The sequence below is a fragment of the Streptomyces sp. NPDC007929 genome (assembly GCF_042959065.1).
GTDB lineage: Bacteria > Actinomycetota > Actinomycetes > Streptomycetales > Streptomycetaceae > Streptomyces.
The window spans coordinates 615,920-639,984 of the sequence record NZ_JBIBKD010000003.1 but is presented as its reverse complement, the minus strand read 5'-3'; the positions used below and the strand labels follow the sequence as shown (position 1 = coordinate 639,984).

The window sequence follows — 24,065 nt, the reverse complement described above, 5'->3', positions numbered from 1 at the left end:
CGAGGCTAAGGAAACTAGATCACTCGCACATGGGCCCGTGGCCCTATCCCTGGGCCCATTTGAGCCACAGGGGTGCGCTGGGCGTCTCAATGCCCGCCCTGCACCTGAGAGGCACGCGGAAACGGGCGGCGCCCATCCTCGACGGCGATGACGCGAGGACAGGCCCCGTTTCGGTCGGTGGTGGTTCAGCTCTCCGTGCGCGGGAAGGAGACCTCGACCCGGCGGTTCTTCTTGCGGCCGGTTTCCGAGGAGTTGTCGGCGATGGGGTACTGCTCGCCGTAGCCGCGGACCTCGTAGGTGACGTCGGAGTCGGTCAGTTCCTGGTCGAGGACGTTCTGTACGGCGTCGGCTCGTTTGCGGGATAGCACGTCGCCGTGGGCGGAGGAGCCGAGGTTGTCCGTGAAGCCGAAGACGCGGATCTTCGTGGCGTTCTGCGTCTTGATCTCCTCGGCGATCGAGGCGATCCGGGCCTTGGCCTCACCGCTGAGTTTCGCGCTGTCCTTGCCGAAGAGGACCTCGGCCTGGAGGGCGAACTTGACGTCGGCGTTGGTGTCTTCACGGCGCTCGTCGCCGCTCTGGTCTTCGACGACCTGTTTGATGTCGAGCACCTTGGGTTCGGCGAGGGTGGCGCCTTCGGGGAGCTTTAGGTCGGGGTCGTTCGGGTCGACCTCTACGGGGGCTGAGGCGGATGCCTCCGTGCCGGGGGGCACGCCGGGGGTTTCGTCGGCGTGGGCCGAGACGGCGCCGTAGATGTTCGTGGCGACCATGAGGCCGGCGGCGGTGAGGACCAGGGCGAGACGCGGAGTCGCCCTTCGGGTGCGGGTGGGGGTCATCATGGCCGACCTCACCCGGAGATCTTGATGGTGCCGCTGGAGAATGTCGGCAGTTGCAGGGTTACGTCCGTCGTACTGGTGGGTGGTGCGGGGAATTGCATGAATACCGGAAGAGTCTGGCCCGCTTTGAGCGTTCCGAAGCCGGTTGTCGTCAAGGGCCGTCCGTCCGTGTCGCGGAGCACGTAGTAGCGCTTCTTCCCCTTCGAATCCACGAGAGTTGCACCCCCGAGGGAAGGCCCATGCTTGATGACTTCCGTTTCGTCGCCACTCATCTGGGAGGGGATGACGACTGATTTCGCTCCATCGTTCTTGAGGTTCCCGCTCACCGTGAAGAAGCCGCCCGCGTCCCTTGCCGCGGAAGTGACCTGGAGGAGAATGCCGTCTGTTCCTTTGAGTTCGGCCAAGGGTGCCTCGGACTGCCCTTCCTGAGCACTCGGCTGGGATCCGCCTCCCTTGGAAGCGGAAGCCGAGGAGTTCGGCTTCTTGTCTTCACTGTCACCACCCCCGCCGCAACTGGCTGCCCCGAGGGCCAGTCCGGCCACTACGGTCAACGCGACGATCCCCCTGCGGGCGTTCCCAGTGAACCGAATGCTCATCTGTAGGCTTCCTTCATCACTCGTCGTTCGCTAGTCAGTCGGCCAGGTGGACGTCGAAGAGGTCCTCGGGCGCTGGGAGATCGGTCAGATCATCGGGCTTCAGGACCCACTTCTGGCCCTCGCAGTCCAGGGTGGGCAGCGCATCCGCTGGGGCATTCCCCAAAGGAAACTCGAAACTGCAACGCGATTCGATCACAGCTATCGCGGAGGCTTCGGCGTGCTGGTTCTCCGTGCCGGGGACGATGGAGTCCCCAACGGATTCACTGGACTGGACGTCAACTCTGTAACTCAAGAGTTGCGGGCCCTGCCCACAGCTCCGCACTTCGGCGTCGTTCTGCACCGCAAGTTGGTTCGCTCGTCCGCACCCGTCGAGTGCCGCGTCACGCCCGTTGAAGATGTCATCCCACGTGGCTGGGTCGAGCACCTTCGCAAGCCACTCGTCTGCGAGCTTGTCCCGAGTGTCCTGGGCTGCCGCGAGCGCGGCCGCATCGGCGGCCGTCTGAGCACCGTTCCGATTCACCGCGGCCTGGCCAACCGCAAAGTACGCCAACGCAAGGAAGAGCAGGCCTGCCACCATCGTGATGTAGATGGGGAAGGCCTGCCCTGCGTCGCCGTACCTGCGGGTGTGCATCAGGTAATTTCGTTGATCTTCTCCTGGATCTTGTTGAGGATCGTCTGGCCGATGTTCGTCCCCGTAATCGCCAGCACGATCGCCACCACCACCGCGATGATGCCCAGGTACTCGACCGCCGTCTGGCCGCTGTCGCCGGTGCGGCGGCGCATCGCTTCGGTTGTTGTGTTCTTCCAGCCGTTCACGCGGACCTTGGTCGCGACGGCGGTCTTCAGCATCAGGTCGCTCATGGTGTTCCCCTCCGGGTTCGGCTGTGTCGCCTTCGGCATGGGGAACGTACGGCGGGAGGAGCTGTCCGGCAGAGGGTCCCTGGGCCCAAATCCGGGCCCAATCCGGCGGGCTCGGGAGTCCGTTGTGCACCGGGTGCGTCACCGGAGGTCACGCCCGTCCGGCGCCGTGCCGAGCCACTTCGCGGCGGCCTCGGAGCGGCTGGTGCTGTGGAGCTTGGCGAAGATGCGGTTGATGTGGTTCTTGACGGTCTTCTCGCTGATGAAGCACGTGGCGGCGATCTGCTGGTTGTTCATGCCGGACGCGATGAGGTCCATGATCTCCGCCTCCCTCGTGCTCAGTTGGAACCGCGACCTGTCGGGAGCGGCCGGGCGGCCGCTGCTCGTCCACTCAGACGACGACTGTCCCATATGTGGTTGCATATGCGAAAGCACTTCGGGGGAAGTGGGTGTGGGTTGCGCCCTCCAGGACTCCGAATGGGCTGATGGAGGTGGTTGTTGAGGGTTCATATGCGACTGTGCGGACGTGGAAATTCCGTATGCAGTCGCACTCAACGGCCCGCCCAGGCCGTCCGGGAGGGGTGGCGCCGGGGCCCGGTTCTGGCGGAGTTGGGCCAGGAGGGCGCCCGCCGCCGTGGGAGTGAAGTGGGCCCGGCCCTCCTTGATGTCCCGTACGGCGTCCACCAACTGGTCCGCCGTGAACTCGCCGTGGACCAGGTAGCCGCCCGCCCCCCGGCGCAGGGCCTCCTGGACGATCTCCGACTCCCTGCTGTACGTCAGCATCATCACCGGCGCGATCCCCACCAGGTACGGGAGCGCCGAGATGCCGTCCACGCCGGGCATGCGGACGTCGAGGAGGACGACGTCCGGGCGGTGTTGGTGGGCGGCCTCGTAGGCCTGGCGTCCGTCGGCGGCCTCCGCCACGACCTCGATGTCCGGGCGGCCGGAGAGCAGCGCGGTGAGGCCGGCGCGGACGACCGGGTTGTCGTCCGCCACGACGACCCGGAGCCGACGGGCCGGCCGCGCCGGTTGTGGGAGGTCGGCGAACGGATGGTCCGGTGGCGGCTGCGGGGCGCCGGGGGGCTGGGGCGTCTGGTCCGGCATCGGGGGCCTCCTCTCGGGTCGTGGGGCGGGTCGTGGGGTTATGCGGCGGGGGTGGTCAGGGCGGCCAGGGGGAGTTCCAGGCGGACCTCCGTGCCCCGGGGATGGCCGCCGCGGCCGATGCGGATACGGGCGCCGACCGAGGCGGCGCGTTCGACCATGCCGACCAGGCCGAAGTGGCCCGCGCGGCGCAGTTGTTCGAGGCTGGTACCGGGCGGGAGGCCGCGGCCGTCGTCGTACACGCTGATGCGGAGCAGGTCACCGTGGACGCCCGCGCTGACGTCGACGCGGGTCGGGTGGGCGTGCCGGTGGGCGTTCTCCATGGCCTCCGAGGCGATGGTGAGGAGCTGACGGGCCACCGCCGGGGGGACGGGCGGCACGGCGTGGGCGCCGGTCGGGCGGTAGGCCGCCGGGAGACCGGTGCGGGCGCTGAAGTCACGGGTGCGGGCGGCCAGTTCGACCAGGACGTCGGTGGCCTGCGCCGGGTCCGACTCGCGGCGCAGGTCGGCCAGGAGTTCGCGGGATTCGGCGGCGGCCCGGCGGGCCGAACGGGCGACGAGCGCCGCCTGCCTCCTCACCAGGGCCGGGTCCATGCGGTCGGCGTCGGTCGAGGTGGTCAGGCCGTCGGCGGCCAGGGCCACGCCGTGCAGGGTCTTGGCGACGGAGTCGTGCATCTCGCGGGCCAGGCGGGCTCGCTCGGCACTGACCGCTTCCGTCACGGCGAGGCGGGCCTGGACGGCCGTGAGGGCCTGGGTGGCCGCGCCGAAGCGGAGCATGAGGTTGCGCAGGCTGGAGCCGACGGCTCCGGCGATGACACAGAGGCCGGGCAGGAGCGCCGACTCGGTGATGCCGGGGGCCGGGTCCTCCTGTGCCGCGTGGATCAGGAGCAGCAGCAGGGCCTGGAGGGAGGCGAAGACGGCCGCGCCGCGCCAGCCGTAGACCAGGCCTGCCAGCAGGGGGGTGCAGACGCTGACGTAGGCGAGGGTGCTGTCGGGGCCTGCGGCGATGAGGAGCAGGGCGCCGAAGACGGTGTCAGCGGCGAGGAGGGAGGGGTGGCGCAGGAGGAGGGGGCCGAAGCGTTCCCAGTCCCTGAAGAGGACGTAGGAGGTCATGAACGTGACGACCACGGCCGCGCCGACGAGGCGGGTGGGCACGCCGTCGTTGGCGTTGACCAGGGCGGTGGGGGTGGCCAGGGCGATCATCGCCAGACGGAAACCGAAGACCTGACGGCACATGGCTTGCAGCGCGTTGACCTGAAGGTCGATCGCGGGCTTCGCGGCAGCGCCCGGGCCCGCGGCGGGGGTTGCCGGGTTTGGGGCGCCGTCCTGGCGTGCGGCGGGGGTTGCCGGGTTCGGGGCGCCGTCCTGGCGTACGGCGGGGATCGCTGGGGGCGTTGCACCGCCACTGCTTGCGGCCGGGATCGCCGGGGGCGTTGCACCGCCACTGCTTGCGGCGGGGGTTGCCGGGTTCGCAGCACCCGACGGACCTGCGGCGGCGATCGGGGCTTCGGCCGGAACACCCCCACCACCGCCCGCACCACCGCCCGCACCACCACTCCCACCACCGCCCGCACCACCGCCCCCGCCACCGCCCCCACTGCCGTCGCCGTCGGGCCCGACCGGCTCCCACGGCTCCCCTCCGCCCCCCTCACCCCGCGGCGTCGGTCCCCCGGCCGCCTCCCACCCCGGCGGCAGCGCGGGTGTCGCCGATGTCACCGGGACGTCCGGCGCCCCCGTGCGGATGTGCGGGGACAGCACCGTGCCCGCCGGGGGCGTCGTGATCTCCGGGTTTCGCGCGGCCCGGCGGCGTCCCAGCAGGCCCGGGCGTTCCCCTGTCATCGCCATACCGTCGCCCTCCCCTACTTGCCCGTCACCGAACCGAAGTCCGTGCCCGAGCCGAGGATCAGGCCCGCGCCGAGCAGGAGCATCGTGGCCGGGACCATGAAGGTCGTGATCATCATCGTGGCCTTGGGAACGGCCCGGGCGGCCTTGCGGCGGGCGTTCTGCGCGTCCGTGCGGCGCATGTCCTTCGCGAGGGAGACGAGCGTGTCGACGATCGGCGCGCCCAGTTCCTCGCCCTGCTGGAGCGCCGTCACGAACATCGCCACCTGTTCGGAGTCGTTGCGGCGGCGCAGTTCCGCGAAGGCCTGGCGGCGGCTCATGCCGAGGTCCATCTGGCGCAGGGTGATGCGCAGTTCGTCGGCCCAGGGGCCCTCGTAGCGGGACGAGACGCGGTCCAGCGCCTGGCGGAAGCCGAGGCCCGCGCTCACCACGACGGCGAGGACGTCGAGGAAGTCCGGGAGGGTCCGTTCGATGACGTCCTTGCGGATGCGGATGGCCGACCAGATGCCGACCTCCGTCCAGAACGCTCCGAAGGCCAGCAGGAGCAGGGCGACCAGCAGTTGGCCCCGCATCAGGAAGACCAGGAAGCCCACCCCGCCGAGAGCCCCGTAAACCGCCCGCCGGGCCGCGTAGCGGTCGATCGTCAGGCCTCCGGGGTTGCCCGCGAGGTCGATCTTGCGGCGGTACTTGGCGACCTGTTTCGGGCCCATCAGGCGCAGCACGGCGGGGGCGTAGCGCATGCCCATGCGGTCGATGAGGGAGTCGACGGCGCCGGTGCGTGTGGAGCCGACCTCCAGGGCCAGGGCGAGGTCGCCGGGCAGTTTGGCCTCCGCGCGGTACATGCGCAGGCCGGCGAAGACGCCCCAGACCCCGAGGCCCATCAGCAGGGCGAGAAGCAGTCCCATGGTTGCCTCCTGGCTCTCAGACGTCGATGCGGGACAGGCGGCGGATGAGGACGAAGCCGACGGCGTAGAGCGAGAAGGCGATGATGACCGCCCCCTGGCCGAAGGGGGAGCCGGTCATGCGGTCCAGGGCGCCGTCCTTCACCCCGTTCATCAGGAACAACGAGCCGACGCCCAGGACGGGGACGGCGTACGACGTCATGGTGACCTGGGAGAGCTGGGTGCGGACCTCGCGCCGGGTCTCCTTGCGTTCCTCCAGCGTCTCCGTCAGGTTGCGCAGGGCGCTGACGACCTGGCCGCCCGCCCGGTTCGACAGGACCAGGGTGGTGACGAGGACGACCAGTTCGCGGGAGGGGAGGCGGTCGGCCAGTTCGCCCAGGGCGTCGTCCATCGAGGCGCCGACGGCCAGCTGGGCGGAGACCTTGGCGAGTTCCTCGCCCGCCGGGGCCTCCATCTCCTCGGCCGCCATGCCGATCGCGGTGCGCAGGGCCAGTCCCGCCTGGGTGGCGTTGGCGAGGATGCGGGCCATCTCGGGGAGCTGGTTGATGAACTTCTCGATGCGTTTCTGGCGTTGCCAGTTGAGGAACTGGACCGCGACCCCGATGCCGAGCAGGCCGGCCAGCGGGCCGAAGAACGGGGCCAGGGCCGCCTGGCCGATCAGCCACAGGCTCGCGACCGTGGCGAGCATGGCGACGAAGAACTCGCCCGGGGTGACGTCCAGGCCGGTCGCCGCGAGCCGCAGCTCCAGCTTCCTGCCGAGCCTGGTGCGGCGCAGCCGGCGGTCGATTCCGCGGAAGCTGCGGCGCCGGCCGCCCACCGGGACCTGGCCGGTGGCGGACAGGCGGTCGACCAGGGCCTGCCGCTGTGCCTTGCCGGTGGTGTAGGAGTGCAGGCCGACGACCGCGAGGAGGCAGGTCAGCAGCGTGACGCCGGTGGTGAGCGTGATGAGCTGGTGCAGTTCCATCGGTCGGTCCTACCTGGCTTCTCGGGTGGCTAGCTGGTCCTCGGACCGGGCGATGCCGAAGGCCTGCGGGAGGGGCTGGTTGGCCATGTAGAGGCGGTCGGCTGCGCGGCGTGGGAGGGGGTGGTACTCGAAGGCGCCGTGGATGCGGCCGTCGGCGGTCATGGGCTGTGCGTGGAAGCGGGCGACCGTGACCAGGCGGTACGGGTCGCTGCCGTGGCTGTCCATCAGCGCGATCTCGGTGATGCGGCGGGCGCCGTCCGCGAACCGGGTCAGCTGCACGATGACGTCGACCGCGCTGTTGATCTGGTCGTGCAGCGCCACGAAGGGGATCTCCACGTCCGACATGGAGGCCAGGGTCTGCAGCCTCATCAGCGCGTCCTCGGCGCTGTTGGCGTGGACGGTGGCCAGGGAGCCGTCGTGGCCGGTCGACATGGCCTGGAGCATGTCGAGGGACTCGCCGCCGCGGACCTCACCGACGACGATCCGGTCCGGGCGCATGCGCAGGGAGTTGCGGACCAGGTCGCGGATGCTGACCTGGCCCTTGCCCTCGACGTTGGGCGGACGCGACTCCAGGCGGATGACGTGGGCCTGCTGGAGCTGGAGTTCGGCGGAGTCCTCGATGGTGATGATGCGTTCGCCCTCGGGGATCAGCCCGGAGAGCGCGTTGAGCAGGGTCGTCTTCCCCGTGCCCGTCGCGCCCGAGACGATGACGTTGAACTTCGCCTGCACCAGCCCCGCCAGCAGGTACAGCATGGGCTCGTCGAGCGAGCCGAGCCCGATCAGCTCGTGGAGGGTGAAGGAGCGCGGGAAGCGGCGGATGGTGAGGGTGGCGCCGGTCAGGGACAGCGGCGGGATGATGACGTTGACGCGCTCGCCGGAGGGGAGCCGGGCGTCCACCATCGGGTTGGACTCGTCGACGCGGCGGTTGACCGTCGAGACGATCCGCTCGATGGTCTGCATGAGCTGGTCGTTGGAGGCGAAGCGCAGGGGCAGTTGCTCGACCCGGCCGCCGCGCTCCACGAAGATCGCGTCCGGGCCGTTGACCATGATCTCGGTGATGGAGGCGTCCTCCAGCAGCGGCTCCAGGATGCCGAGGCCGAGCGCCTCGTCGACCACCCTGCGGATCAGCTGCGCGCGCTCCACCGTCGACAGCACCGGGCCCTCGCGGCTGATGATGTGCCCGAGGACCCGCTCCAGCCGTGCCCGGCGCTCGGCGGCGGCCAGCGAACTCATCTCCGCGAGGTCGATCTCCTCCAGGAGCTTGGCCCGGTAGGAGGTGACCATGTGGCCGTCCTCGCCCCGGTTGCCGTTCTCCTCGGGGGTGTTGATCCGTGCTCGCAGGCTCATGAGTGCGGTGCTCCTCGCTCGTCGCTCAGTGGTCGCGCGGCATCGTCGCGGTCTTGACGGCCGGGTCGAACTCCCAGCCCGGCACGAGGGACGGGATCCGCACGGTGGCCGTGACGGTGACCTCGTCCCCGCCGAACGACGCCGGGCAGGTCGTCCCGTCGGCCAGCCAACTGCTGATCGCGGCCTTGCAGTCCGCCTCGTGCGGCCCGTCCAGCGACGCGCTGCGCGCCCCGGTCCGGGCCGCCGTGCCGGCCTGCTGGGCCGTGTAGGCGATCAGGCCGAGCTGCACCGCCCCCAGGGCGACGATCAGCAGGATCGGCAGGAAGCCGATGTACTCGATGGCGACCTGGCCGCGGTCGCGGCCCCTGCGGACACCGGTCATCAGGGTTTCGCCTCCTCGACCGCCCCGGCGTGGCCTTCGACCGTGAACCCGAAGGTCAGGGCGCCGGGGAAGAGGACCGGGACCTTCAGGGCCACGTCGGCCGTCACATAGCCCGAGCCGCCGCAGGTCACCTCGGCCCCGGAACGCCACGCGTCCGACAGCTTGTCCTTGCCCGCCTGCTCGCACACGCCCTGCCGCGCACCCGGCTCCGCCGCCGTCCCCTGCCGTACGGCCTCGTCCGCCGCGTTGCCCGCGAGGGTGTAGGTGTAGCCGATGAGGACGACCTGCCACAGGGCGATCAGTGTCACGATGATCGTCGGCATCATCCCCAGGAACTCGATCGTCACCTGGCCCTTGTCCCGCTCCCGTAAAGGCACCCTCACCCCTCCCTTCTGCGCCGGAAGCTCACCGGCCCCCGGCCGCCCTTGTGGCCGCCGTCGGCTGCCTTGACCAGGCCCAGCTCCCCCGCCAGCCCCCACAGGGCCTGTTTCACCGCGCTCTTGCTCTCCAGCTCGTGGATCCGGCCCGCGTCCACGACGCTCTGCAGTTCCTTGAAGTTGGCGGGGACGACGGTCGCGGCGACCGCGGTGCCGGTGATCTTCTGGATGAGGGGCGGCTGGATCTCCGTGGCGCGCGAGTGCCGGTTGACGACGACGGTGGTCTCCTCGGCCTTGCGGATCTGGAGCCGGTCCCACATCCGCACGGCCCGTTTGGCGCCCCGTACGGCGACCACGTCGGGGGTGGTGACCAGCAGGGCCCGGTCTGCCATCTCCACGGCCGCCGCCCCCGCGCCGCCGAGTTGGGCGCCGCAGTCGATGACGACGACCTCGTAGCGGGAGCGCAGGGCGCTGACGATCTGGCGGGCGGCGCGGTCGGTGACGTCCTCGCCGCGTTCCCCTTCGGCGGGGGCGAGCAGCAGGGCGAGGCCGGTGTCGTGGCGGAAGACCGCGTCGGCCAGGACGCGCGGGGAGATGTCGTTGATGGCGGCCAGGTCGACGACCGAGCGGCGGAACTGGACGTCCAGGTAGGAGGCGATGTCGCCGGTCTGGAGGTCCATGTCGAGCAGGGCGGTGCCGCGGCCGGAGGCCTGGGCGGCCAGGGCGAGCTGGATGGCGGTCAGGGTGGTCCCCACACCGCCCTTGGCGCCGCTGACCGTGACGACGGTGCCGCCGACGCCGGTGAACACGTCGCCGCCCGCGCCGAGGTGGCGTCGTACGCCGACGGACCACTGGGCGACCGCCTGGACGCGGCTGGCGAGTTCCTCGTAGCTGAGGGGCAGGGCGACCAGGCCGCGGGCGCCGTAGTCCATGGCGGCCTGGAAGAGGCCGGGGCTCGCGTCGGAGGTGACGAGGATGACGCCGACGGCCGGGAAGCGCAGCGCCACTTCGCGGATCAGCTCCAGGGCGGGGACCGGGCCGATCCGCTCGTGCACCACCACGACCTCGGGCAGTTCGTCGACGGACTCGGCGGCCAGGCGCGCGAGGGTGTCGATGAGCTGGGTGGAGTCGACCACGGGGGCGACGGGCTCGGCGTCCGGGAGCTGGCTGAGCAGTGTCGTGATCGAGCGGACCGCGTCCGCGTCACCGACTGCCGGGAGGATCCTCGTGGGCATGGCAGCCTCTCACTTGTCCTTCGCGAGTTCGTACGTCCGGTCCCGCTCGGGGATGGTGGTGTCGCTGCCGGGCGCGACGAGGGCGAGCCGGACGCGCTTGGCGAACGACTCGGCGTAGGTGATGCGCTGCGCGTCGATGGCGGACAGTGCGAACGTGATCGGGACGGCGTCGGTGGGCTGCTGGGTGCGGTTGCCCTCGTCGGGCTTGAGGGCGCTGATCTGTCCGACGTCGAGGACCTTGGCGTCGGTGACGATGATCTTCGACTGGTCGGGATCACCCTCCCGGGCACCTTCGAAGGTGGCGTAGACGTTGACCGAGGCGCCGGGGGTGATCTTGCCGGCCACGCCGGTGGCCGCGTCGATCATGATGGCGACCTCCTGCTGGCCGGGCTGGAGGGCCGGGCGGCGGACGATCATGTCGGACTGGAGCAGCGATCCGGCCTTGAGCGTGGTGACGGCGATCTTGTCCTGGATCTCCCGCAGATCGGTGACCGCGTTGCCGGACAGCCATCGTTCGGGCATTTCGATCTTCTCGAACTGGCTGGTGGTGAGGGTGGTGTAGGGCGGCACGTCGGATGTGAGCCGGTAGGCGGTGACCTCGGGGCCGACCTTCGATTTCACGTCGCTGATGACGGAGAGCACGCCGGCGAAGGCGCCGAGGGCGCAGACGATCGACAGGAGCAGGAGGATCACGCCGCGGCGCTGACGGGAGTTCATGAACCGTGCAACCTCGTTGGGGATATCGGTCGAGCGGGATCGGGACAGTGCTGACGTGCGGTGCCCGGCCTCAGCCGACGGCCGTTCGGTTCTCGAGCTGCTTGCGGGGCGGGCTTTCGTGTGCGGGTGGCGTGGCCGAACAGAACACGCAGCGGTCGCCGATGACGTCGATGCCGCACCAGTGGCACCGGCCGCGCCGGACGGAGGTGACCAGCTGGTACAGCACGGACAGGTCGGGCAGGTAGCTGCAGAACTCGATGAGCTTGCCGGTGCCCCACCAGGCGGGCGACTCGGCGGGGAGCGGGATCTCGCGCAGCCCCTGCACCTTCCAGGAGGGGGCGAGGGTGGCGGTGACCCAGTCGGACTGGAGCTGCCCCTTGGCGAGAAGCATCCAGGTGCCGAACTCGGGCCCGGGGAGGGCGGCTTCGGGGGTGATCCTGACGAGCTGCGGCTCGGGGTGGGCCAGGACGCCGAACTGGCTGCCGGGCACCCAGGACTTGGCGTGGGACTTCAGGCCGACGGGGACGCGGTCGAGTCGGGCGACGGAGTTCAGCAGCGCGCCGGCGTGGATGTAGTGGACGAGCAGCCGGCCGGCGGAGGCGAGCACGCCGGGGCTGATGTCGCAGGAGGCGAGCTGCCGTAACTGCCGGGCCAGGACCGCCAGTCCGAGGGGCGGCAGGTCCGGCAGGAAGAGGGCGATGCGGTCGCTCTCCATGAGGGAGCGCAGGGTGTGCAGCCGTCGCCGTACGGCGGTGGGCGCGGCCTGTGAGCAGACCACGATGACGTGTCCGTGGTGCTCGACCAGCGCCTGCATCTCGGCCAGCGTCTGCTCCAGGGGGCGCCGGTCGACGTCCCGCAGCACTACGGCGGGCAGGGTGCGTTCGTCCTGTGGCGGCAGCGCCATGTCGGCGCTGGTCACGGCAATGGCAGTTGGCACGCGCAGCTCCCCGTTTCCCCATGCCCGGCGGAACGCCGGCTGTCACTCCGGCGCACCGTGTCGACTTCACTGCGTGACTACCTCAGCACTGTATCCACGGCTCTGTGACCGGAGAACAGCGTTTGTGTAGGTGAGGAACAACTGCCGTTGCACAAGATGCGTCAAAACGGGGCAGGTTGAGCATCTTGCCGGTCGAATCGGCGAGCCCGGGTGGTCCGCCGACCGTTCGACCGGTTGGTCTGGACCTCTTGACAGCCGCTTTGGTCTGGACCATTTTCTTGTCATGTCCCCACACAGACGATCCCTGCGGTTCTGGTCGGGTGCCGTCACGGCTGCCCTGGCCCTCACTGTCACGACCGTCGGCCAGGCGAGCGCCGCCGACGTCAACAACGCCAGGAACGCCGGCTTCGAAGCGGGCCTGAGCGACTGGACCTGCTCGGCGGGCAGCGGTACGACGGTCTCCTCCCCGGTGCACACCGGCACCGCCGCGCTGCGGGCGACCCCCGCCGGGCAGGACAACGCCCGGTGCGCCCAGACCGTACGGGTGAAGCCCGGCTCCACCTACACGCTGGGCGCCTGGGTCCGGGGCGGGTACGCCTACCTCGGCGTCACCGGCACGGGCACGACGGACGTGTCCACCTGGACGCCCGACTCCTCGTCCTGGAAGCAGCTGTCGACCACCTTCACCACCGGCTCCTCGACGACCTCGGTGACGGTGTACACACACGGCTGGTACGGGCAGTCGGCGTACTACGCGGACGACGTGTCGGTCGTCGGCCCCGACGGCGGCGGGGGCACGGACCCGGGCCCGACGATCCCGTCCGCACCGGCCGGCCTGAACGTCTCCGGCACGACCTCCTCGTCGGTGTCGCTTGCGTGGAACGCCGTCTCCGGGGCGACGGGGTACACCGTCTACCGCGACGGCACCAAGGTGACGGCGGTCTCCGGCACCTCGGCGACCGTGACCGGGCTCGCGGCCTCGACGTCGTACTCCTTCCAGGTCGCCGCGACGAACGGCGCCGGTGAGTCGCCGAAGTCGGCGGCGGTGACAGGCACCACGAACAAGCCGAACGGACCGGGTCCCGCGCTGCCCGAGCACGCGGTGACCGGCTACTGGCAGAACTTCGACAACGGGGCGACGGTCCAGAAGCTCGCCGACGTCCAGGCGCAGTACGACATCATCGCCGTCGCCTTCGCGGACGCGACCTCGACGCCGGGCGCGGTCACCTTCAACCTCGACTCGGCCGCTCTGGGCGGCTACACCGTCGACCAGTTCAAGGCGGACATCCGCGCCAAGCAGGCGGCCGGGAAGAAGGTCATCGTCTCGGTGGGCGGCGAGCGCGGCACGGTGGCCGTGAACGACTCCGCCTCGGCGGCGAACTTCGCGAACTCGGTGTACGCGCTGATGCAGACGTACGGCTTCGACGGCGTCGACATCGACCTGGAGAACGGCCTCGACGCGACCTACATGACGCAGGCGCTGCGGTCGCTCTCGGCGAAGGCCGGCTCGTCCCTGATCATCACCATGGCGCCGCAGACCATCGACATGCAGTCGACGTCGAACTCCTACTTCCGGACGGCCCTGAACATCAAGGACATCCTCACGGTCGTCAACATGCAGTACTACAACAGCGGTTCCATGCTGGGCTGCGACGGCAAGGTCTACAGCCAGGGCTCGGTGGACTTCCTGACGGCCCTGGCCTGCATCCAGTTGGAGGGCGGCCTGGCCCCGTCCCAGGTCGGACTCGGCCTGCCCGCCTCGACCCGGGGCGCGGGCAGCGGCTACGTCTCACCGGCCGTGGTGAACAACGCCCTGGACTGCCTGGCCAAGGGCACCGGATGCGGGTCCTTCAAGCCGCCCCGGACGTACCCCGGCCTGCGCGGCGCGATGACCTGGTCGACCAACTGGGACGCGACGGCCGGCAACGCGTGGTCCGACGCGGTGGGGCCGCATGTGCACGGGCTGCCGTAGCGGCGCCTATCCCGCCGGGCGGTAGTGGCCGAGGACCCAGGCCAGCTGCGGGAACCACTCCTGGAGCCGCGCCCTGGGCCTGGCCTGCACCACGCACTCGAAGAACCGGCCGTCCATGTGCACCACGGCGACCATCAGCGCCTTGCCGTCCGGGCTCGCCCGGTAGTGCACGGCGCGGATCTCCGGCCAGCGGAACTCGACCGTGAGGCCGGAGGTCTCGAAGGCCACGCCCGAGGCGTCGACGACGACCGCGTTGCGCTTGTCCACGGCCAGGAAGTCCGGGCCCGCCGCCGGTTGCGGCGGCGGCGCCTGGGTGTACGGGGGCGGCGCGGGGGCGTACGGAGACGGTGCGGGGGGCGGCGGTGGCGCCGGGGCGTACGGCGGCGCCACCGGGGCGTACTGCGGGGGTGGGGGCGGCGCGTACTGCGGCGGGGGCGGGCCGAAGCCCGGGCCGGGTGGCGGCTGCTGGGTCATCCGGCCATTGTCCCGCCTCAGAAGAACTCGCCCCACGGCTGGTCCCAGATCTGCTTCACGCACAGGATCAGGAACAGCAGGCCGGCGACGGCGAGCATGACGTTGCTCAGCGGGCCGTTGCGCCACTCGCGGGGCGTGCGGGCGGAGTTGAGGAGCCAGATCAGGGTGGCCGACAGGAACGGCATGAAGGCCGCGCCCAGGACGCCGTAGATGATGATCAGGCGGAAGGGCTGGCCCTCGAAGAGCAGGATCATCGGCGGGAACGTCAGCCAGAGCAGGTACGCGCGAAACGGCCAGGAGCGCTCGCGGGTGCCGGAGGCGACCTCCTCGCCCCTGGCCTGGCCGGTGCCCCTCAGGCGGGTCACGAAGTCGGCGAACATCAGGCTCACACCGTGCCAGACGCCGATCAGGGAGGTGAAGGACGTGGCGAAGAAGCCGATCAGGAAGAACTTCGCGGTGGCGGAGCCGTACTCCTTCTCCAGGATGTCGCCCAGCTGGATCAGGCCCTTGTCGCCGCTGGCGATCGCGACGTTCGCCGAGTGGAGCAGCTCCGCGCCGACGAACAGCATGGCGATGACGAAGACGCCGGTCGTGATGTAGGCGACGCGGTTGTCCAGCCGCATGACCTTCATCCAGCCGGTGTCGGTCCAGCCCTTGGCGTTGACCCAGTAGCCGTACGCGGCGAGCGTGATCGTGCCGCCCACACCGCCGATCAGGCCCAGGGTGTTGAGGATCGAGTCCTTCTCGTCCGGGAGGACCGGCAGCAGACCGGCGAAGGCGTCGGCGATGTTCGGCGTGACCCGGATCGCCAGGTAGACCGTCACCACGAACATGACGCCGACCAGGATCGTCATGACCTTCTCGAACACCGCGTACTTGTTGAACCAGACGAAGACCAGGCCGACCAGACCGCAGGCGATGCCCCACCACTTGAGGTCCATCACGTCCGGGAACAGCGCCTGCAGCGGCAGGGCGCTCGACGACATGGCCGCGGCGCCGTAGACGAAGCCCCAGACGACGACGTACACCGCGAAGAACCAGGTGGTCCAGCGGCCCAGGCTCGCCCAGCCGTCGAACAGGGTGCGGCCGGTGGACAGGTGCCAGCGGCCCGCCGCCTCGGCCAGGGAGATCTTCACCAGGCAGCCGAGGACGGCGGCCCACAGCAGGGTGTAGCCGAAGTTGCTGCCCGCGATCAGCGTGGCGACCAGGTCACCGGCGCCGACACCGGTCGCCGCGACGACGATGCCGGGGCCGATGTGTTTCCAGCTGGCCTTCCGGGGTCGGGGCTGCTGCGTACCGGTGTGCTCCGTGGTGTCGGCCATACAGATCAAGAAACCTCAAAGACCGGGACCCGACAAGAGGGCCTGAGCGGGATCGTCTCCATGGGACGGGAACGGCCCCCCGGCGGCCGGACGGGCCGCCGAGATGGCCGAACCCAGCGGAGCGTCACGGCTGTCGCCGACCGCAGCCGTCCGATCCGCAGGTGCCGAGCTCGAACCACACGGTCTTGCCCGGCCCGTCCCGGTGGCAGCCCCAGCGCTGGGCGAGCGTGTCCACCAGGAACATTCCCCGGCCGCTCTCCCCGGTGCCCGCGTCCACCACCCGCGGCACACGACGTTCGGCGTCGGCGACCTCGCAGCGCAGGATGCCGTGCGCGGCGAAGAGGGTGAGACGGAAGGGGCTCCCGGCGTGCACCAGGGCGTTGGTGGCCAGTTCGCCGACGAGCAGTTCGGCCACGTCCGCGACCTCGCCGTCCTCGCCGAGCCCCCATTCCTCCAGCTGCCTGCGGACCTCCGCGCGTGCCTCGCGGACGGCGGAGGGCCGGGGTGCGTACTCCGCACTCAGATGGCCGGCTCCCAGGGGCGGTTGCGGGAACGGGCCGTAGTGGGCGTCGGGGTCCGGGAGGTGCCGCCCGGAGAGTTGCAGCATGACTCCAGGGTGATCCCCGGGGGTGGTCCGGCGCAGGGGGAGGACTACCTGATCCCCTACCTGCTTGTGCAGGTAGGGGGCTATGCGTACTGAAGGCGGACCGTCGCTCCCGCGGTGTCGTCGCGGACGTCCACGTACGCGCAGACCTGACGCGCGTACCACAGCCCCGGGCCCGGGTCCGGGCCGTCGGCCGGCGGCACGAAACCGGCGAGGGGGTCGTCGAGCCGGCGTGCCGAGCGCAGTTCGGCGACGCAGGCGGGGGCCTCGCCCCACAGCAGGAGTTCTCCGCCGAGGGGCGCGAGGGCGGCGGCCGTCTCCGTCACGGCGGCGGCGAACAGCTCGGCGTCCGCGGCGGGCAGTCCCCGCCCCACCGCCCAGCTGTGCACGGTCGCGGCGTGCGGTTCCGCGAGGGACAGGGCGCCGGCCGGGGGCAACGGCAGCGGCATGGCGTCGAGTTCCGCGACGAGCCGCAGCGGGTCGGCGTAGACCTCCGTGTCGGGGTGGGTGCGGCGGGCCGCGGCGACCACGGCGGGCCCCGCGGTGCGGGTGTCGTAGGCGCACAGGGCGGTCGTGGCCATGGGGGCGAAGAGGAGGTTGGCGAGGGCCTCGTAGCGGATCCACTCGGTGGTCTCGCGGGCCGAGCGTCCGGCGCGCCCGCCCCACACCGGCTCCATGACGAGGTGGAGGCCGCCGCCGGGGCCGGCGTGCGCGGTGAGGTACGCCGCGGCTTGGGCGATGGCGTTGGCGGCCGAGCCGGTGTACCACTCGGTGTGCGGGATGCAGGTGACGTCCTTCGCGTCGGAGCCGAGGGCATCGCGCAGGAGGTCGAGGTGGTGCGGGGCGGCGATGGCCACCGGCGGCGGCTCGCCGGAGGCGCCGAGGCCCTCGCCGAGGAAGGGCAGGGCGGCGGTCAGGAAGCCGTCGTCGGAGTCGAAGACGGCCATGCGGTGATCGAACGGGCGGTGTTCCGCGGTGGTCACGTGTTCCCCTCGGGGTGCGAGTGCGGGTGTGGGTGGGGGTGTGTGGGGTCAGCGTTGTGCCGTCATCCAGGCGGCGATCTGGCTGCGGTTGCTGAAGCCGAGCTTGCTGAGGATGCGTTCCACATGGCCTTCGGCGGTGCGGCGGGCGATCACCAGGCGGTCCGCGATCTGCTGGTTGGCGAGCCCCTCGGCGACCAGCCGGGCGACCTCGGTCTCGCGGCGGGTCAGCCGGACGGTGGTGTCGTCGTACGGGGGTGGGGCGGCGGTGGCATCCGGGGGGTGGGGGCGGCCCGGCTCGTGGAGGGCGTGGCCGACCAGGTCCGCGAGGCCGAGGGCGTGGCCCCGCCGGTGGGCCCGTTCGAAGGCCTCGCGTCCGAGGGCCCGGGCCGCCCGCTCCTCGCTGTCCCGGCGTACGGAGTTGAGGGTGTGGGAGCCCCAGCGGCCGGTGTCGATGTCGGCCCAGACGCGGTCGGCGCCGCCGAGCAGCAGGGCGGCGTGCTCGTGGGCGCCGCGTTCGGCGGCGATCGACGCGAGCAGGTCGAGGGTGAGGGCGATGCCGATGACGTCGTGGACGGCGTGTTTCAGCCGCAGGGCCTCGCGGCCGTGGCGTTCGGCCCGGGGCCAGTCGCGGCGTACGGCGTGGGCGAGGGCGAGTATGCGCAGCACATAGGACCTGACCCATTGCTCGCCGTGCCGTTCGCACACCGCGAGGGCCTGTTCGCAGACCTCGACGGCCCGCTCCGCCTCGCCCAGGTAGCCCAGCGCGCAGGCGAGTTCGACCTGGTCGAGGCCGGCGAGGCTGAGATGCTGGCCGGGTACGGGGCCGCGGGCGACGGTGGTCTCGAAGTGCCGCAGCGCGCCGGGCAGATCGTCGCCGAACAGCCGGATGACGCCGATGACGTACTCGGCGTGCGCGGCCTCGGCGTCGTCGCCGAGGGTACGGGCCAGGGCGAGGGACTCGGTGGCGTGGCGGTGGCCCCGGGGGAAGTCCCGGGTGGCGGCGGCGAGCAGCCCGGCGACCCACAGGCCGCGGGCCCGTTCCCGGGTCGGCTCGGGGGCGGCGGTCAGGGCCCGGTCGAGCCAGTACAGGCCTTCCCGGGCGGCGCCGCAGGCGTGCCAGTGGAACCAGAGTGTGCCGGCGAGACGCAGTCCCGCGAGGGTCTCGCCGGGGTCGGAGAGGCTGAAGTCGAGGGCGGCGCGCAGGTTGTCCCGGTCGGCGCGCAGCCGGGCGGCGGTCTCCGGCTGCCCGGGTCCGAACCAGCCGTGTTCGCACTCCTGGGCGCGCCGCAGCATCCAGTCACGCTGCCGCCGCCGGGCGGCCTCCTCCTCCCCCGGCACCCGCCTCAACTGCTCCAGCCCGTACTGCCGCAGCGTGTCGAGCAAGCGGTACCGCACCCCACCGGGTCCGGGCTCCCGGCACAGCACGGACTTGTCCACCAGCCCGGCGACGGCTTCCAGCACGTCGTCGGCGCGCAGGCCCGGGGACGGAAGCAGGGCGACGGCGCCCTGGGCGGGCGCCGCCACGGGGTGGGCGCGGGCGCCGGACCCGTGGCTGGGCCGGACGCGTGGACCGGGACCGCTCACCGGCCCGAAGCACGCACCGGACCCGCCGACCCGCCCGGCGCACGCCCCGGGCCCGCCGACCGGCCCGGCACTCGCGTTGGATCCGCCGGCCGGCGCGACACCCGCAGCGGCGCCCTCCGTTGCCCCACCGCACGCCTCGGCACCACTTCCGGCGCCGCCACCCGCGGAAAGCCCGTCCGTCGGCAGAGGCGGCAGCGGCGGCTGGGCGGTCGGGTGCGGGTGGGCGGCCGGGTGCGGGTGGGCGGTCGGGTGCGGGCCGGGAACGAGGTGCCCCCCGTCCTCCGGTGTCGCGTCCGCGCACACCGCCTCCGCCGTTTCCAGGTCGAAGCTGCCCGCCAGGACCGACAGGCGGGACCAGACCGTCTGTTCGGGGAGGGTGCACAGGTCGTGGCTCCAGGCGACCGCCGCGCGCAGGGTCTGGTGGCGGGGCAGGGCCGCGGGGCTGCCGGTGGTGAGGAAGCGGTAGCGGTCGCCGAGGCGGTCGAGCAGCTGGTCGACGTCGAGGACGCGCATGCGGACGGCGGCGAGTTCGATGGCCAGGGGCAGGCCGTCCAGGCGGTGGCACAGCCGGGCGACGGAGGCGCGGTTGGCGGGGGTGAGGCGGAAGCCGGGGACGACGGCGGCGGCCCGGTCGGCGAAGAGGGTGAGGGCCGGGTAGCCGTCGGCGGCGGACAGGTCGGCGTCCGGGTCGGGCACCGGCAGCGGCCGTACCTCCAGCAGGTGTTCCTCGGTGAGGCCGAGCCGGTGCCGGCTGGTGGCGAGGATCCGGACGCCCCCGGTGCCGTGCAGCAGGGCCGCGGCGAGCCGGGCGCAGGCAGCCGCCAGGTGCTCGCAGTTGTCGACGACGAGCAGCAGCCGCCGGTCGCGCACCTGCTCGACGAGGGCGTCCAGGGCCGGCTGGGCGGAGCGGTCGTGCAGGCCCAGCGCGTCGGCGGCGGCCAGCGGCACGAGGGCCGGGTCGTGCAGTCCGGACAGGTGCACGAAGCGCACGCCGTCCGGGAAGGCCCGCCGCACCCGGGCCGCGATGCGCGCGGCGAGCCGGGTCTTGCCGACGCCGCCCGGTCCGGTCAGCGTCACCAGCCGTGCGCGGGCCAGCAGTTCGCGGCCCTGGGTCAGTTCGCCACGCCGGTCGACGAAGCTGGTCGTCTCGGCCGGCAGGTGGTGATCCCGTCGTGGCGCTGATCCGCCCATGATCAGCCAGTCCTCTGAAGGGGTGGGGGTCCGGGGATCCGGACACTCCGGCTCCCCTTGCGCGAACCCTCACCCTCTCCCGTCGCGTACATATATGCACGCCAGGGCCACTCCTGAGGGTGTACTTCCGGCGGGACCCCTCGACCGGGGCGTCGCACGCGTACACTGCGCGGCCACTTTCAGTCTTGACCTGCTCATGCCATCAGCAGAACGATATGCGCCACCCGCACCACGCACGTCGCACGGAACAACCCCACCTCCCACAAGGAGATTTCATGCGACTTCGCATACGAGGCTCCGGTGCCCGCACCGGCAGACGCACCCCCACCCTCGCCGCCGGACTCCTCGCCCTCGCCCTCGCGGCGCCCCTGTCCGCGACGACGGGCGACGCCACCGCCGACAGCGCCCGCAAGGCCGCCGCCTCGGCCGACGACATCCGCCAGTACGAGGTTCATCTGCGGTCGACGGCCAAGGACCGCACGGCACTTCAGCGCACGGGCGTCACCGTCGACGAGATCCACGGCCACGGTGTCGTGGTCTCCGGCCGCGCGGACCAGATCAAGAAGCTGCGCACGCTGGGCTACGAGGTCACCCGGCTCGGCGCGGTCCCCGACCGTTCCGCGGGCGAGGACGGCCTCCGCCTCTTCGACTTCCCCTCGGGGGACGCGAAGTACCACAACTACGCGGAGATGACGAGCGAGATCAACTCGATCGTCTCGGCCAACCCCTCCATCGCGAGCCGACGCGTGATCGGCAAGTCCTACCAGGGCCGCGACATCGTCGCCATCAAGATCAGCGACAACGTGGGCACCGACGAGTCCGAACCGGAGGTGCTGTTCACCCACCACCAGCACGCCCGCGAGCACCTGACCGTCGAGATGGCGCTCTACCTGCTGCGCGAGCTGACCTCCGACTACGGCTCGGACGCACGCGTCACCGGCATGGTGAACAACCGCGAGATCTGGATCGTCCCGGACCTCAACCCGGACGGCGGTGAGTACGACATCGCCACCGGCTCCTACCGCTCCTGGCGCAAGAACCGGCAGCCCAACTCGGGTTCGTCGTACGTCGGTACGGACCTCAATCGCAACTGGGACTACCGCTGGGGCTGCTGCGGCGGCTCCTCGGGCTCGAAGTCCTCCGAGACGTACCGCGGGGCCTCCGCCGAGTCGGCCCCCGAGGTGAAGGTCGTCTCCGACTTCGTGCGCAGCCGGGTCGTCGGCGGCACCCAGCAGATCAAGGCGGGCGTCGACTTCCACACCTACAGCGAGCTGGTGCTGTGGCCGTTCGGCTACACCTACTCAGACACCACGACCGGGATGACCGCGGACGACAACGCGGCGTTCAAGGCGGTCGGGCGGAAGATGGCCGCGAGCAACGGGTACACGGCGGAGCAGTCCAGCGACCTGTACATCACGGACGGCTCGATCGACGACTACCTCTGGGGCGCGCACAAGATCTTCGCGTACACCTTCGAGATGTATCCGCGCTCCGGCGGCGGGGGGTTCTACCCGCCCGACGAGGTGATCGAGCGGGAGACCTCACGTAACCGCGACGCGGTGCTGCAACTGCTGGAGAACGCGGACTGTATGTACCGGTCCATCGGGAAGGAGAGCCAGTACTGCGCTTGAGGACCCCTTAGTCCGCGTCCGCCTCGGTCGGGGACTCGGTCTCGGACTCGGACTCCGTCTCGAAGTAGGCGTCCAGGACCGCGTCCAGTTCCTCGTCCCACTGCGTGAACCGGCTCCTGGCCGGCGCCTCGATCTCGATCGGGTACCAGCGCCGGTCGGGGGTGTGGACGGTGACGGTGTACCGCTTGCCGAAGCGGGCCGTCTCCGTCTCCACCGCGCCGATCTCGTCCCAGCGGAACTCGCACTCCTGGTCGTCCAGGGCCATGCGCACGCCTCTGTGGTCGGCGACCAGCCGGGCGCGGCGGTCGGACGCCTCGAAGACGGGGCCGTCGGCCGGGGCGTCGGCTTCCGGCTCGGTGTCCTCCTCCGGCTCGGAGGGGGACGCCTCAGCGGGCTCCGCCGCGTCGACCTCCTCGGTGTCCGCGGACTCAGGCTCCTTCTCCGGCCCGTCCTCCTCCGTCCGTCCGGACGCGGGTGACGTGAGCCCGGGGATGAAGGCCGGGTCGAATCCGGCGCCTTCCAGGGGCTGGCTGCTCGAACCTATGCGCTGCTCCACAGGGGAGCAGTATGGTCGAGAAACCTGTGCGGCACACAGTCGGCCCCGACTTCGTTATCAGACGCCTACACGAACGGGCTCAATACCGCCGCCACCGCGAACCCCGCCACGGACAGCACGCTCTCCAGCACCGTCCAGGTCCTGAGGGTGTCCCGCTCGCTGATGCCGAAGTACTTGGCGACCATCCAGAAGCCTCCGTCGTTGACGTGCGAGGCGAAGATGGAGCCGGCCGAGATGGCCATGATGACCAGGGCGACGAAGGCCTGGGAGTGGTCGCCCTCGGACAGCAGCGGCGCCACGATGCCGGCCGTCGTCACGATCGCCACCGTCGCCGAGCCCTGGGCCACGCGCAGGACCACGGAGATCAGGTAGGACAGCACGAGCACCGGCAGGCCCACGTCGTGGAAGGTGTCCGAGAGGGCCTGGGCGACGCCGCTGGCCTTGAGTACGGCACCGAAGACGCCGCCCGCGCCGACCACCAGCAGGATGTTGCCGACCGGCTTGAGGGACGCGGTCGACACCGTCTCCAGGGACTTGCGGGACCAGCCGCGGCGGATGCCGAGCAGGTAGTAGGCGAGGAGCAGGGCGATCGTCAGCGCCACGAAGGGGTTGCCGAAGAACTCGATCACCGAGCGGAGCGTGGAGGGGTCAAGGGCGATCGAGGAGAAGGTCGCCGCGAGGATGAGGACCAGGGGCGTGCCGATGATGCCGAGGACCGTGCCGAGGGACACCGGCTGCTCGCTGGGCGCGACCCCGGCGGCGCGCTGCTCGTCGACGACGGCCCGCTTGGCCTCCTCGGCCGCCTCGACCATGTCCTGCGGCACGGGGACGAAGATGCGGCGGCCGACCCACGCCGCGTAGCCCCAGGCGGCCACCACGGCGGGCAGACCGCAGACGATGCCCATGAGGATGACCCAGCCGAGGTCGACCTGGAGGAGACCGGCGGCGGCGACCGGGCCGGGGTGCGGCGGCAGGAACGCGTGGGTGACCGACAGGCCCGCGAGCAGCGGCAGGCAGTAGAGCAGGATCGACTTGCCGGTGGGGGTCCCCCCTGGACCGGAGCTTGTCGGAGGCCCTTGGGGGCGCTTGGCGGCGGCGTAGACGATCGGGGCCAGGACGAAGATGCCGACGTCGAAGAAGACCGGGATGCCGAAGATCAGGCCGGTGAGGCCCATGGCGAGCGGGGCGCGCTTCTCGCCGAACAGGCCGAGCAGACGTCTCGCCAGCACCTCGGCGCCGCCGCTGACTTCGAGGATCGCGCCGAGCATGGTGCCCAGGCCGATGATGATCGCGACATGGCCGAGGATGCCGCCCATGCCGGCCTCGATGGTGGACACGGCGTCCGACTTCTGGACCGTGCCGAAGAGTTCGGTGACCGAGAGTCCGGCGGCGAGGCCGACGGCTATGGAGACCGCGAGCAGGGCCACGAACGGCTGGAGCCGCATCTTGATGATGAGGAACAGCAGGAGCGCGATGCCGAGCGCGGCGGTGAGCAGGAGTCCGGCGGTGCCGTCGACCAGGAGGAGCAGTCCTCCGGTGTGGGGTGGGGCCTCGGCGGGGGCGGACGCGGCGAGCGAGGGGGACATTCGGGGGTCCTCTGCTTGACTGCATGCTGCTTTGGGCAGGGGGGAGCGCGGCGCGGCGCATGGGGAGGGCGC

Annotated in this window: 23 protein-coding genes; 2 read left to right on the top strand and 21 right to left on the bottom strand. The window is 71.2% G+C overall.

Features of this window, described 5'->3' with window-relative positions; translation table 11 throughout:
- Nucleotides 1-185 precede the first annotated feature (185 nt).
- The 14 genes from ACFZDE_RS12580 to ACFZDE_RS12515 all read right to left on the bottom strand — a co-directional run bounded on the left by ACFZDE_RS12580 (nt 186) and on the right by ACFZDE_RS12515 (nt 12,057).
- On the bottom strand, nt 186-833 hold the full coding sequence (locus ACFZDE_RS12580) for an OmpA family protein (protein WP_391199921.1): 648 nt from the start codon (nt 831-833) through the stop codon (nt 186-188).
- Between the two features lie 11 nt (nt 834-844).
- The gene (locus tag ACFZDE_RS12575) at nt 845-1,429 is read right to left on the bottom strand and encodes a hypothetical protein (protein ID WP_391199698.1); all 585 of its coding nucleotides are present in this window, start codon (nt 1,427-1,429) and stop codon (nt 845-847) included.
- A gap of 34 nt (nt 1,430-1,463) precedes the next feature.
- Entirely contained in the window at nt 1,464-2,060 is a 597-nt protein-coding gene (locus tag ACFZDE_RS12570) for a pilus assembly protein TadG-related protein (protein WP_391199697.1), read from the bottom strand.
- A complete protein-coding gene (locus tag ACFZDE_RS12565) occupies nt 2,060-2,290 on the bottom strand; it encodes a Flp family type IVb pilin (protein WP_391199695.1) in 231 nt (76 codons plus the stop codon). Before ACFZDE_RS12565 ends, ACFZDE_RS12570 begins: the two co-directional genes overlap by 1 nt.
- Nucleotides 2,291-2,428: 138 nt before the next feature.
- Nucleotides 2,429-3,391: a response regulator gene (locus ACFZDE_RS12560; protein WP_391199694.1), complete on the bottom strand. Its 963-nt coding sequence runs from the start codon at nt 3,389-3,391 to the stop codon at nt 2,429-2,431.
- 38 nt (nt 3,392-3,429) lie between these two features.
- On the bottom strand, nt 3,430-4,623 hold the full coding sequence (locus ACFZDE_RS12555) for a histidine kinase (protein ID WP_391199692.1): 1,194 nt from the start codon (nt 4,621-4,623) through the stop codon (nt 3,430-3,432).
- Between the two features lie 623 nt (nt 4,624-5,246).
- Complete coding sequence (locus tag ACFZDE_RS12550) at nt 5,247-6,134, bottom strand: DUF5936 domain-containing protein (RefSeq protein WP_390993641.1); 888 nt, start codon at nt 6,132-6,134, stop codon at nt 5,247-5,249.
- Between the two features lie 16 nt (nt 6,135-6,150).
- A complete protein-coding gene (locus ACFZDE_RS12545) occupies nt 6,151-7,095 on the bottom strand; it encodes a type II secretion system F family protein (protein WP_391199690.1) in 945 nt (314 codons plus the stop codon).
- Between the two features lie 9 nt (nt 7,096-7,104).
- Nucleotides 7,105-8,442, bottom strand: coding sequence for an ATPase, T2SS/T4P/T4SS family (locus tag ACFZDE_RS12540; RefSeq protein WP_391199688.1), 1,338 nt, complete (start codon nt 8,440-8,442; stop codon nt 7,105-7,107).
- Between the two features lie 25 nt (nt 8,443-8,467).
- Nucleotides 8,468-8,824: a TadE/TadG family type IV pilus assembly protein gene (locus ACFZDE_RS12535; protein ID WP_390993638.1), complete on the bottom strand. Its 357-nt coding sequence runs from the start codon at nt 8,822-8,824 to the stop codon at nt 8,468-8,470.
- Nucleotides 8,824-9,150: a pilus assembly protein gene (locus ACFZDE_RS12530; protein WP_391199919.1), complete on the bottom strand. Its 327-nt coding sequence runs from the start codon at nt 9,148-9,150 to the stop codon at nt 8,824-8,826. Before ACFZDE_RS12530 ends, ACFZDE_RS12535 begins: the two co-directional genes overlap by 1 nt.
- A 53-nt stretch (nt 9,151-9,203) precedes the next feature.
- Nucleotides 9,204-10,436, bottom strand: coding sequence for an AAA family ATPase (locus tag ACFZDE_RS12525; RefSeq protein ID WP_390993637.1), 1,233 nt, complete (start codon nt 10,434-10,436; stop codon nt 9,204-9,206).
- Nucleotides 10,437-10,445: 9 nt separating this feature from the next.
- The gene (gene cpaB, locus ACFZDE_RS12520) at nt 10,446-11,153 is read right to left on the bottom strand and encodes a Flp pilus assembly protein CpaB (protein ID WP_391199686.1); all 708 of its coding nucleotides are present in this window, start codon (nt 11,151-11,153) and stop codon (nt 10,446-10,448) included.
- 70 nt (nt 11,154-11,223) lie between these two features.
- The gene (locus tag ACFZDE_RS12515; protein ID WP_390993949.1) at nt 11,224-12,057 is read right to left on the bottom strand and encodes a hypothetical protein; all 834 of its coding nucleotides are present in this window, start codon (nt 12,055-12,057) and stop codon (nt 11,224-11,226) included.
- A gap of 316 nt (nt 12,058-12,373) precedes the next feature.
- Here ACFZDE_RS12515 and ACFZDE_RS12510 point away from each other — a divergent pair, with 316 nt between their 5' ends.
- Entirely contained in the window at nt 12,374-14,062 is a 1,689-nt protein-coding gene (locus ACFZDE_RS12510; RefSeq protein ID WP_391199685.1) for a glycosyl hydrolase family 18 protein, read from the top strand.
- A gap of 6 nt (nt 14,063-14,068) precedes the next feature.
- Here the strand turns inward: ACFZDE_RS12510 and ACFZDE_RS12505 are convergent, their stop codons facing one another.
- The 5 genes from ACFZDE_RS12505 to ACFZDE_RS12485 form a co-directional block, all read right to left on the bottom strand.
- Nucleotides 14,069-14,536, bottom strand: a complete 468-nt coding sequence (locus ACFZDE_RS12505; RefSeq protein ID WP_391199683.1) for a hypothetical protein — start codon at nt 14,534-14,536, stop codon at nt 14,069-14,071.
- Nucleotides 14,537-14,553: 17 nt separating this feature from the next.
- Nucleotides 14,554-15,858, bottom strand: coding sequence for an Nramp family divalent metal transporter (locus tag ACFZDE_RS12500; protein ID WP_391199682.1), 1,305 nt, complete (start codon nt 15,856-15,858; stop codon nt 14,554-14,556).
- 124 nt (nt 15,859-15,982) lie between these two features.
- Nucleotides 15,983-16,465, bottom strand: a complete 483-nt coding sequence (locus ACFZDE_RS12495; RefSeq protein WP_390993632.1) for an ATP-binding protein — start codon at nt 16,463-16,465, stop codon at nt 15,983-15,985.
- Nucleotides 16,466-16,545: 80 nt separating this feature from the next.
- On the bottom strand, nt 16,546-17,445 hold the full coding sequence (locus ACFZDE_RS12490; protein WP_390993631.1) for an anti-sigma factor RsbA family regulatory protein: 900 nt from the start codon (nt 17,443-17,445) through the stop codon (nt 16,546-16,548).
- A 48-nt stretch (nt 17,446-17,493) separates the two neighbouring features.
- On the bottom strand, nt 17,494-20,220 hold the full coding sequence (locus ACFZDE_RS12485; RefSeq protein WP_391199680.1) for a LuxR C-terminal-related transcriptional regulator: 2,727 nt from the start codon (nt 20,218-20,220) through the stop codon (nt 17,494-17,496).
- A gap of 275 nt (nt 20,221-20,495) precedes the next feature.
- Here ACFZDE_RS12485 and ACFZDE_RS12480 point away from each other — a divergent pair, with 275 nt between their 5' ends.
- Complete coding sequence (locus tag ACFZDE_RS12480) at nt 20,496-21,851, top strand: M14 family zinc carboxypeptidase (protein ID WP_391199678.1); 1,356 nt, start codon at nt 20,496-20,498, stop codon at nt 21,849-21,851.
- A gap of 7 nt (nt 21,852-21,858) precedes the next feature.
- Here the strand turns inward: ACFZDE_RS12480 and ACFZDE_RS12475 are convergent, their stop codons facing one another.
- Both ACFZDE_RS12475 and ACFZDE_RS12470 read right to left on the bottom strand, forming a co-directional pair.
- A complete protein-coding gene (locus ACFZDE_RS12475; RefSeq protein WP_391199676.1) occupies nt 21,859-22,407 on the bottom strand; it encodes a hypothetical protein in 549 nt (182 codons plus the stop codon).
- Between the two features lie 65 nt (nt 22,408-22,472).
- Entirely contained in the window at nt 22,473-23,993 is a 1,521-nt protein-coding gene (locus ACFZDE_RS12470; RefSeq protein WP_391199674.1) for a gluconate:H+ symporter, read from the bottom strand.
- Between the last annotated feature and the right edge of the window lie 72 nt (nt 23,994-24,065).

Bases quoted from the DNA above. Each gene is read 5' to 3' on its own strand.
- ACFZDE_RS12580 (WP_391199921.1), bottom strand. From the start codon at position 833: ATGACCCCCACCCGCACCCGAAGGGCGACTCCGCGTCTCGCCCTGGTC.
- ACFZDE_RS12575 (WP_391199698.1), bottom strand. From the start codon at position 1,429: ATGAGCATTCGGTTCACTGGGAACGCCCGCAGGGGGATCGTCGCGTTG.
- ACFZDE_RS12570 (WP_391199697.1), bottom strand. From the start codon at position 2,060: ATGCACACCCGCAGGTACGGCGACGCAGGGCAGGCCTTCCCCATCTAC.
- ACFZDE_RS12565 (WP_391199695.1), bottom strand. From the start codon at position 2,290: ATGAGCGACCTGATGCTGAAGACCGCCGTCGCGACCAAGGTCCGCGTG.
- ACFZDE_RS12560 (WP_391199694.1), bottom strand. From the start codon at position 3,391: ATGCCGGACCAGACGCCCCAGCCCCCCGGCGCCCCGCAGCCGCCACCG.
- ACFZDE_RS12555 (WP_391199692.1), bottom strand. From the start codon at position 4,623: ATGTGCCGTCAGGTCTTCGGTTTCCGTCTGGCGATGATCGCCCTGGCC.
- ACFZDE_RS12550 (WP_390993641.1), bottom strand. From the start codon at position 6,134: ATGGGACTGCTTCTCGCCCTGCTGATGGGCCTCGGGGTCTGGGGCGTC.
- ACFZDE_RS12545 (WP_391199690.1), bottom strand. From the start codon at position 7,095: ATGGAACTGCACCAGCTCATCACGCTCACCACCGGCGTCACGCTGCTG.
- ACFZDE_RS12540 (WP_391199688.1), bottom strand. From the start codon at position 8,442: ATGAGCCTGCGAGCACGGATCAACACCCCCGAGGAGAACGGCAACCGG.
- ACFZDE_RS12535 (WP_390993638.1), bottom strand. From the start codon at position 8,824: ATGACCGGTGTCCGCAGGGGCCGCGACCGCGGCCAGGTCGCCATCGAG.
- ACFZDE_RS12530 (WP_391199919.1), bottom strand. From the start codon at position 9,150: ATGATGCCGACGATCATCGTGACACTGATCGCCCTGTGGCAGGTCGTC.
- ACFZDE_RS12525 (WP_390993637.1), bottom strand. From the start codon at position 10,436: ATGCCCACGAGGATCCTCCCGGCAGTCGGTGACGCGGACGCGGTCCGC.
- cpaB (WP_391199686.1), bottom strand. From the start codon at position 11,153: ATGAACTCCCGTCAGCGCCGCGGCGTGATCCTCCTGCTCCTGTCGATC.
- ACFZDE_RS12515 (WP_390993949.1), bottom strand. From the start codon at position 12,057: ATGGCGCTGCCGCCACAGGACGAACGCACCCTGCCCGCCGTAGTGCTG.
- ACFZDE_RS12510 (WP_391199685.1), top strand. From the start codon at position 12,374: ATGTCCCCACACAGACGATCCCTGCGGTTCTGGTCGGGTGCCGTCACG.
- ACFZDE_RS12505 (WP_391199683.1), bottom strand. From the start codon at position 14,536: ATGACCCAGCAGCCGCCACCCGGCCCGGGCTTCGGCCCGCCCCCGCCG.
- ACFZDE_RS12500 (WP_391199682.1), bottom strand. From the start codon at position 15,858: ATGGCCGACACCACGGAGCACACCGGTACGCAGCAGCCCCGACCCCGG.
- ACFZDE_RS12495 (WP_390993632.1), bottom strand. From the start codon at position 16,465: ATGCTGCAACTCTCCGGGCGGCACCTCCCGGACCCCGACGCCCACTAC.
- ACFZDE_RS12485 (WP_391199680.1), bottom strand. From the start codon at position 20,220: ATGGGCGGATCAGCGCCACGACGGGATCACCACCTGCCGGCCGAGACG.
- ACFZDE_RS12480 (WP_391199678.1), top strand. From the start codon at position 20,496: ATGCGACTTCGCATACGAGGCTCCGGTGCCCGCACCGGCAGACGCACC.
- ACFZDE_RS12470 (WP_391199674.1), bottom strand. From the start codon at position 23,993: ATGTCCCCCTCGCTCGCCGCGTCCGCCCCCGCCGAGGCCCCACCCCAC.